This window comes from Pseudomonas sp. RG1, assembly GCF_025910115.1.
Lineage (GTDB): Bacteria > Pseudomonadota > Gammaproteobacteria > Pseudomonadales > Pseudomonadaceae > Aquipseudomonas > Aquipseudomonas atacamensis.
The window spans coordinates 111,737-117,736 of record NZ_JAPCIK010000003.1 but is presented as its reverse complement, the minus strand read 5'-3'; the positions used below and the strand labels follow the sequence as shown (position 1 = coordinate 117,736).

At 61.2% G+C, this 6,000-nt stretch carries 5 protein-coding genes; 3 read left to right on the top strand and 2 right to left on the bottom strand.

All coding sequences use genetic code 11. From position 1 onward, the window contains the following. The first annotated feature begins 105 nt into the window (after positions 1-105). The 3 genes from OK411_RS04445 (at position 106) to OK411_RS04435 (ending at position 3,324) form a co-directional block, all read left to right on the top strand. Positions 106-1,179: a BMP family ABC transporter substrate-binding protein gene (locus tag OK411_RS04445; protein WP_264364486.1), complete on the top strand. Its 1,074-nt coding sequence runs from the start codon at positions 106-108 to the stop codon at positions 1,177-1,179. 145 nt (positions 1,180-1,324) lie between these two features. After that, positions 1,325-2,290 carry a 2-oxoglutarate and iron-dependent oxygenase domain-containing protein gene (locus tag OK411_RS04440; protein WP_264364485.1) on the top strand — a complete coding sequence of 322 codons (966 nt, stop codon included), beginning with the start codon at positions 1,325-1,327 and terminating at the stop codon, positions 2,288-2,290. A gap of 80 nt (positions 2,291-2,370) precedes the next feature. Further along, positions 2,371-3,324: an adenosine deaminase gene (locus tag OK411_RS04435; protein WP_024011466.1), complete on the top strand. Its 954-nt coding sequence runs from the start codon at positions 2,371-2,373 to the stop codon at positions 3,322-3,324. A 126-nt stretch (positions 3,325-3,450) separates the two neighbouring features. Here OK411_RS04435 and OK411_RS04430 read toward each other — a convergent pair whose 3' ends face one another. Continuing rightward, entirely contained in the window at positions 3,451-4,833 is a 1,383-nt protein-coding gene (locus OK411_RS04430) for an MFS transporter (RefSeq protein ID WP_110603750.1), read from the bottom strand. A gap of 127 nt (positions 4,834-4,960) precedes the next feature. Continuing rightward, on the bottom strand, positions 4,961-5,695 hold the full coding sequence (locus OK411_RS04425) for an ArsR/SmtB family transcription factor (RefSeq protein WP_016771819.1): 735 nt from the start codon (positions 5,693-5,695) through the stop codon (positions 4,961-4,963). Between the last annotated feature and the right edge of the window lie 305 nt (positions 5,696-6,000).

Here is a 6,000-nt window from a genome sequence, read left to right as displayed (position 1 = left end):
GCCTGCTCGCGAAGGCCGCGCCGCGTTTTCAAATGTGTTTGTTGTCCTGTTGGTCAGCAATTTGCATTGGCCCTGAGCACACACAACAAAATGGAGTTCGGGTTCATGCCAATACGTCCGCTGCACAAACTGCTGTACGCCGCCATCGGTCTGGGAATCAGCCTGAGCTCCAGCGCTGCCGATCCGCTGAAGGTCGGTTTCGTCTACATCGGCCCGATCGGTGACCACGGCTGGACGTATCAGCACGAACAGGGGCGCAAGGCCCTGGCGGAAAAACTCGGCACGCAGATCACCACCAACTACGTGGAAAACGTCGCCGAGGGCGCCGACGCCGAGCGGGTGATCCGCAACATGGCCAAGGACAAATATGACCTGATCTTCACCACGTCTTTCGGCTACATGAACCCGACAGTGAAAGTCGCCAAGCAATTCCCCAAGGTCACTTTCGAACACGCCACAGGCTACAAGCAGGACAAGAACCTCGGCACTTACCTGGCGCGCACTTACGAGGGCCGTTACGTCGGCGGTTTCCTCGCGGCGAAGATGACCAAGACCAAGAAGATCGGCTATGTCGCCTCGTTCCCGATTCCGGAAGTGATCCGCGACATCAATGCCATCCAGTTGGCCCTGAACAAGTACAACCCTGGCACCGAAATCAAAGTGGTGTGGGTCAACTCCTGGTTCGATCCGGGCAAGGAAGCCGACGCCGCCAACGCGCTGATCGATCAAGGCGTCGACGTGGTGTTCCAGCACACCGACAGCCCGGCGCCGATTCAGGCTGCCGAACGGCGCGGCGTGTATGCCGTGGGCTACGCCTCGGACATGGCCCACTTCGGCCCGAAAGCGGTGCTGACCTCGATCGTCAACGACTGGGCGCCACACTACATTCAGGCGACGCAGAGCGTGATCGATCACACCTGGAAATCTCAGGATTACTGGGGCGGGTTGAAGGAAGGCACGGTGGAACTGCCGATCAGCGATCTGGTGCCGGCGCCGGTGAAAGCCGAAGCCGAGCAGTTGATCGCCGACATCAAGAGCGGCGCATTGCAGCCGTTTACCGGGCCGATCAAGGATCAGGCCGGTGTAGAAAAAATCCCCGCGGGCGTGAGCGCGACCAATGCGGAACTGGCTTCGATGAATTATTACGTTGAAGGCATGAAGGCCGAGATGCCGAAGTAGTCCCCCGATTCACCACACAAAACCCTGTGGGAGCGAGCCTGCTCGCGAAAGCGGTGTGTCATTAAACAAAAATGTGGTCTGACACTCCCTCTTCGCGAGCTGGCTCGCTCCCACATTGGAAACACAGCGTATTCAAGGATTGTGTATGGATCAGCTTCCGATCATTGATATCAGCCCGCTCTATAGCGACGACGAAAACGCCTGGCCTGCGGTGGCCGAACAAATCGACCAAGCCTGTCGCGAGTGGGGCTTTTTCTACATCAAGGGCCATCCGATCTCGGCGCAACGCATCGACGATCTGCTCGATCACGCCCAGCGCTTCTTCGCCTTGCCCGCCGCAGAAAAACTGAAGATCGACATTACTCAGACCCGCCACCATCGCGGCTACGGCGCGATTGCCACAGAGCAACTGGACCCGGACAAACCCAGCGATCTCAAAGAAACTTTCGACATGGGCCTGCATCTGCCGGACGAACATCCCGAGGTGCTCGCGGAAAAACCTTTGCGCGGCCCCAATCGGCATCCGGCGCAACCCGGCTGGGAAACGCTGATGGAGCAGCATTACCTCGACATGCAGGCGCTGGCGCAAACCCTGTTGCGGGCGATGACCATTGCGCTGGGCATCGAGCGCGACTTCTTCGATTCGCGCTTTGTCGACCCGGTCAGCGTGTTGCGCATGATCCATTATCCGCCGCGTCACACCGCCAGCTCCGCCGAGCAACAAGGTGCCGGCGCCCATACCGATTACGGCTGCATCACCCTGCTCTATCAGGACAGCGCCGGCGGTTTGCAGGTGAAGAACGTCAATGGTGAATGGATCGACGCGCCACCGATTGACGGCACGTTCGTGGTCAACCTCGGCGACATGATGGCGCGCTGGAGCAACGACCGTTATCGCTCGACGCCGCACCGGGTGATCAGCCCGCTGGGCGTGGATCGCTATTCGATGCCGTTCTTCGCCGAACCGCACCCGGACACGCGCATCGAATGCCTGCCCGGCTGCCAGGACGCGCAGCATCCGGCGAAATATCCGACCACCACCTGCGCCGAATTCCTGCTGTCGCGCTTCGCCGATACCTATGCCTATCGTCGCGAGCAAGAGGCGGTTTGATCGATCACCTGGTCAGGTTTTGCCAATTGTTGCGGCCAGCCTCTGTAGAATGCCGGCATTGCACCTGATGAGAAAAGACTATGTACGACTGGCTCAACGCCCTGCCCAAAGCCGAACTGCACCTGCATCTGGAAGGTTCGCTGGAGCCTGAACTGCTGTTCGCCCTGGCCGAACGCAACAAGATCGCCCTGCCGTGGAGCGACGTCGAAACCCTGCGCAAGGCCTACGCCTTCAACAACCTGCAGGAATTTCTCGACCTGTATTACCAGGGCGCCGATGTGCTGCGCACCTCGCAGGATTTCTACGACCTGACCTGGGCCTACCTGCTGCGCTGCAAAGCACAGAACGTGATTCACACCGAACCGTTCTTCGACCCGCAGACCCACACCGACCGGGGCATCCCGTTCGAAGTGGTGCTCAACGGCATCGCCGCCGCGCTCAAGGATGGCGAGACGCAACTGGGCATCAGCAGCGGTTTGATCCTCAGTTTCCTGCGCCACCTCAGCGAAGACGAAGCGCAGAAAACCCTCGATCAGGCGCTGCCGTTCCGTGATGCGTTTGTCGCGGTCGGGCTCGACAGTTCCGAGATGGGCCACCCGCCGAGCAAGTTCAAACGCGTCTTCGATCGCGCCCGCGACGAAGGCTTCCTCACCGTCGCCCACGCCGGTGAAGAAGGCCCGCCGGAATACATCTGGGAAGCCATCGACCTGCTGAAAATCCAGCGCATCGACCATGGCGTGCGCGCCATCGAAGACGAGCGCCTGATGCAGCGGATCATCGACGAGCAGATCCCGCTGACCGTATGCCCGCTGTCGAACACCAAGCTCTGCGTGTTCGATCACATGTCGCAGCACAACATCCTCGACATGCTTGAGCGCGGCGTGAAGGTCACGGTGAACTCCGATGACCCGGCGTATTTCGGCGGGTACGTGACCGAGAACTTCCATGCGCTGCACGAGCATCTGGGCATGACCCAGGATCAGGCCAAGCGCCTGGCGCAGAACAGCCTGGATGCGCGGTTGGTGAAACCGTAAGCAACTGCAAAATCACATCAATACCTGTGGGAGCGGGCTTGCCCGCGATAGCGGATTGTCAGTCAACATAGATGTTGAATTTGCTGGCCCCATCGCGGGCAAGCCCGCTCCCACAGGGTACTGCGTTTATTTGAATAGCTGCGCTTCGGTCAGCTCTTCCAGGGTCTTGCCCCGCGTCTCCATCCCGAACAGCCACACCACGCCCGCCGCAATCGCAAAGCACGCCGCGCCCAGCGCGAACACCCCGCCCTGCCCGGTAATCGGGAACACCAGCCCGGTCACCAGTGGCCCGAGCAGTGAGCCGACGCGGCCGATCGCCGAAGCGAATCCCGAGCCGGTTGCCCGTGCCGAAGTCGGGTACAGCTCCGGGGTGTAGGTGTAGAGCACCGCCCACATGCCGAACAGGAAAAACTGCATCAACAGTCCGGTGCCGATCAGCAACGCGACGTTGCCGCCGAACACCGCGCTCTGCCCATAAAGAAACGCCATCACCCCGCCGCCGAGCAGGGTGACGATGCACACCGGTTTGCGCCCCCAACGCTCGACCAGCCACGCCGCCATGAGGAAGCCGGGAATCCCGCCGAGCGAGATCAGCACGGTGTAATACACCGATTGCGTCACGGCGAAACCCGACTGCTGCAGCAATGCGCTGAGCCAGGAAGTCAGCCCGTAAAAACCCAGCAATGCGAAGAACCACAGACTCCAGATCATCGTCGTGCGCTGGCGATATTGCGGCGACCAGATCTGCTTGAGTGCCGAGAAGAAATTACCCGGTGGCGTCACCGTGCGTGGCAAACGAACCGGTTCCGGTAACGCCGCACCGCCCAGCGAAGCACGCACCCGCGCTTCAATGCCGTTCAACACTTTGTCCGCGTCGGCGTCGCGCCCGGCCTGTTCCAGCCATCGCGGTGACTCAGGGATGAAAAAGCGGATCGCCAGAACGAACACCGCCGGCACCGCCAGTACCAGGAAGATATCGCGCCAGCCAATCAGCGGCAGCAGGAAGTACGAGAGCACACCCGCCGCGACAAAACCCAGCGGCCAGAAGCCGTCCATCAGGGCGATGTAGCGCCCGCGCCGTTGTGCTGGAATCAATTCCGACAGCATCGACTGCGCGATGGGAAACTCCATGCCCATCCCGATTCCGAGCAGGATGCGAAACAGCGTCAGCGTCTCCACCGTCTGCGCCGTCGAACACAGGTAACTGGCCACGCCCCACAACACGATGCTCCACTGAAACACCGGTTTGCGCCCGAAGCGGTCGGCGAGCATTCCCGACAGCGACGCCCCGAGCACCATGCCGAAGAAGCTCGAGCTGGCCAGCAGCCCTGCTTGCGCACTGCTCAGGCCGAACTCGGCTTTGATCGAGCCGAGCAGGAAAGTCATCATCGCCAGATCCATGGAGTCGAAGAAAAACGCCAAGGCAATGATGATGAAAATGACGCGGTGATAACCGCTGAGCGGCAGCCGTTCCAGGCGCTCAGCCGCACTAAAGCGTTGTGTATTCATGTTGTGCTCCCCCATCCGAGAAATCCCCGGATCGAGTGTGCGTCATGGTCATTCAGAGGTCGTACTGGATGCGACCTGTTCACAGCCGTGGACGACGTCAGCCTTCAGCTCATCGCCGAGCAACGCTCTAGAACGCTGTTTCCAGCTCGGTTTCCTTGGCAAAGCGATGGATTTCGCGCTGGCCCGTCGCGGTCAACTGCAAGGCGCGGGAATCGTTGGGCAAGGTCAGCCAGCCGGACTGCATGAACAACTGCAACAGCGCCGCGCCCAGTGAGCCGCCCATGTGCGGACGACGCTCGCTCCAGTCCGGGCAGGCGCAGGCGACCTGCACGTTGCGGTGGGCCAGGGCCTGGATGAACACTCCGCGCTGGGCCAGTCGGGTGGAGCCCTTGTGCGTCACCACCACCCGTTGCTCAAGCTGTTCGATCCAGCCGGCATCGAGCAGGCGCTGATACAGGTCGGCCGCCAAAGTACCGCCCAGATGATCGTCGCAGAACCGCGCGCGCAACAGCGAAGACGGCGCCGCCTGTGGTCTGACCATGGGAGCCGTGCGTTTCAGCGCATCAGGGATTTGCCGTGGCGCGCTGGCAATGGTGGCGCTGGCCAGTGCTTCGATCGCCGCGCCGATTTCCGGTGCCGCCAGGCGAAAGAAGCGTTTGCGCCCACGCATTTCGATGTTCAACAGCCCCCCTGCGGACAGGCGTCCCAGATGCGCACTGGCCGACGACGGCGAGAGCCCGGCCAGCAGCGCCAGCTCTTCGGCTTGCCGGGCCGAGCCATCCATCAACGCCCACATCATCGCGCTGCGCTTGGGGTCGGCCAGCAATGTCGCGATCTGGCTGATGCACGGTGCATGTTCCATATGTTCACTCCCTGTTGAATCGTATCGTCTACCGCTCGGAGACATCCTGGCCGGTTATGGGGCATCGGCCAACACGCGAAAATCGCCCGGGATCGGTGGCAAGGGATGCCACCGACACCAGCTGCTCCGGCACACAACCTGGCAGCAGAAGTAGCAACCGTCACCAAAAGCCGGCAACGCGTTACGGGGTCTGCGCGCCGGGTGTCAGTGCAGGCATGAGGCGGGCGCTAGTATAAGCGGGTTAAGCCAGACGTCCTGCGCCTGGGCCTGGGCAGGTGGCGATTGTTCCTGACAGAAATTTCTCT

Bases quoted from the DNA above. Each gene is read 5' to 3' on its own strand.
- OK411_RS04445 (WP_264364486.1), top strand. From the start codon at position 106: ATGCCAATACGTCCGCTGCACAAACTGCTGTACGCCGCCATCGGTCTG.
- OK411_RS04440 (WP_264364485.1), top strand. From the start codon at position 1,325: ATGGATCAGCTTCCGATCATTGATATCAGCCCGCTCTATAGCGACGAC.
- OK411_RS04435 (WP_024011466.1), top strand. From the start codon at position 2,371: ATGTACGACTGGCTCAACGCCCTGCCCAAAGCCGAACTGCACCTGCAT.
- OK411_RS04430 (WP_110603750.1), bottom strand. From the start codon at position 4,833: ATGAATACACAACGCTTTAGTGCGGCTGAGCGCCTGGAACGGCTGCCG.
- OK411_RS04425 (WP_016771819.1), bottom strand. From the start codon at position 5,695: ATGGAACATGCACCGTGCATCAGCCAGATCGCGACATTGCTGGCCGAC.